This window comes from Protofrankia sp. Cas8, assembly GCF_963555845.1.
Classification (GTDB): Bacteria; Actinomycetota; Actinomycetes; order Frankiales; family Frankiaceae; genus Protofrankia.
Genome location: NZ_CAUVXI010000090.1, coordinates 1 through 2,476, shown reverse-complemented (window position 1 = coordinate 2,476; position 2,476 = coordinate 1). Strand labels below are relative to the sequence as shown.

At 65.9% G+C, this 2,476-nt stretch carries 2 protein-coding genes; one reads left to right on the top strand and one right to left on the bottom strand.

The window, feature by feature from the left end:
- On the bottom strand, window positions 1-234 hold a 234-nt coding region (locus U9977_RS14460; RefSeq protein WP_322749772.1), incomplete at its 3' end, for a hypothetical protein.
- Window positions 235-259: 25 nt separating this feature from the next.
- On the opposite strand from U9977_RS14460, the gene U9977_RS14455 reads away from it, so the two are divergent.
- A partial coding sequence (locus U9977_RS14455; protein WP_322749771.1) for a DNRLRE domain-containing protein occupies window positions 260-2,476 on the top strand: 2,217 nt, incomplete at its 3' end.

The following is a 2,476-nucleotide window of genomic DNA, read 5'->3' as shown; positions in this document are numbered from 1 at the left end:
CGGGCCGGCGCCGTTGGTGAATCCGTTCCGGAATGCGGCGTTGCCGCAGAGCGCGACCGGGAGTGCGGCGGGCCGTGCGGCACAGGTGTCGACGGGGCAGTCGCAGTCGGGGCGGGCGCCGTCGGCGGCGCAGGTGCGGGCGGCGGTGCCGGCGGTGACCGGCGCGGTGCCGACGACGGTGGATCGGCCGGTGGAGTTTCCGAAGCCGACGCCGTCCAGCGCGGCGGCGATCATCGGTCCGGCGACGTCGATGCCGGCGGTGCGGGAGCCGGGTCCGGTGCCGGGCCGGGTGGAGGTGACCGCCCGCCGGACGGAGAACGCGAAGGTCTTTCAGAATCCGGATGGGAGTTTCACGTCGGAGTTCTCCGCGCAGCAGCAGCGGGTGCGGGGTGGGGACGGTTCTTGGACCGATGTTGACACAGATCTGGTGCCGGTGTCGGGCGGGCGGCATCGGGTGAAGGTTGCGGCGCGGAACACCGAGGTTGCGGACACGGCCAGTGACGCTCAGCTCGGGAAGATTGACGTGGCGGCGGGGGCCTCGGTGTCGTTCGGGTTGACCGGAGCCGCCGGGGCGAAGGCGGTTGTGGCGGGGAGCACGGCGCGGTATGCGGGTGTGCGGCCGTTTTCGGATGTGGAGTTGACCGCGACGAAGTCGGGGTTGAAGGAGACGTTGGTGTTGCGGTCGGTGGACGCGCCGACGCGGTGGGTTTTTCCGTTGGCGTTGCAGGGGTTGACCGCGGCGGTTGATCCGCAGACGCGGGGTGTGCATCTGACGGACAGTTCGGGTGTGCTGCGGGCGGTGATTCCGGCGGGGTGGATGGAGGATTCCGCGGTCGACCCGCATGTGGGAGACGGCGCGTATTCGGAGGGCGTCGGCTATTCCCTGGTGACGGTGGACGGCGGTGGGCAGGCGCTTCAGGTTGATCTGGACAAGGGGTGGTTGTCGGATCCGGCGCGGCAGTTCCCGGTGCGGGTGGATCCGTCGGTGACCTGGTTGAACCCGGAGACCGATGACACGTATGTGGCGCAGAACTACTCGGCGACCCATGGGTCGGATGTGGAGATGCGTGCCGGTACGTATGACGCCGGGGTGCATCCGAACGCCAGTTATGTGCATTTCACCGGGGTGGGTGAGTTGCAGAATGTGAACGTGGTCGGGGTGCAGCTGTCGGTGTGGAATTTTTATTCGTGGCAGGCGTGTGACACGTCGGTGCCGGTCGCTGTATATGGGGTGACCCAGGCGTGGAATGGTATGACGATGAAGGACTGGCCGGGTGCGGCGTATGGTCCGGAGCTGGCGCGGAGTAGTTTCGCCTATCGGGATGGTTCGGCGTGTCCGGCGAACTGGGCGAACTGGAACAGTCCGGCGTTGACGGAATGGGTGCAGGACTGGTCGCGGGGGATTCGATCGAACGAGGGTTTCACGATCCGTTCGGTGGATAACGGGGATAACCGGGGATGGCGGAAGTTCGCGACCACGCAGAGCGGCGCGGATATTGATCCGGTGTTGCAGGTCAGCTGGACGCCGTACGATGTGGAGTACGCGGCGCCGCCGGGTGGGCTGGTCTGGGAGCCGGGCTTTCCGCTGACGAACACGCAACAGGGAAAGATCCGGATCCGGTTGACGAACCGGGGTCGGGATCCGTGGCCGGCGAACAGCAGCTACATGCTGTCGTATCACGTGTATGACGCGGCGAACACGACCGAGCTGGTGCATCAGGGGTATGCGACGCAGTTTCCGACGACGGTGAATCCGGGTCAGACGACCGACTTGTTGGCGACGGTGAACCCTCTTGCGCCGGGCAGCTATGTGTTTCGTTGGGACATGATCGAGTGGGGGGTTTCCTGGTTCTCCGAGCAGGGAGTTGTCCCCTGGCCGATAACGATTACGGTCCCGAATGTGCCACCGGTGGTGACCGGGGCTACTCCGATCAACGGTTCGAGCGTGTCGAGTCTGACGCCGACGTTGACGTTGACGGGTTACGATCCGGATAACTATCCAGGGCCGGGGGTGAACTACAGCTTCCAGTTGTGTACCGGGTCGGATGCGAATTCCGGGACCTGCTGGTCGTCGGGGTGGATCAACGCGAACACGTGGAGTCCGCCGAAGGGCGTCCTGTCGTGGAATCAGACGTATTACTGGCGGGGTTGGGTAGGCGATTTTCAGCTGCCCAGTGCGGCGACGACACCGCTGCGTATTTTCACGCGGGTTCCCACCTCGGATCCCGGGGCGCATCTGGGGGCGGATCCGTATGCGCCGGCGGTGGCGAGTGTGACCCCGGTGGTGAGTAACTACACGACGGCGACGACGGATGCGGCGGTGGCGGGGGTGGGTCCGGCGCTCGGGGTGACTCGGACGTATAACAACCGGAATCCGGCCGATGGCCTGTTCGGGGTGGGCTGGTCGAGCCCGTATGACATGGGGATCGCGCCGGATCTGGCCGGGGAGGGGAATATCGCGGTCCGCTATGCGGAT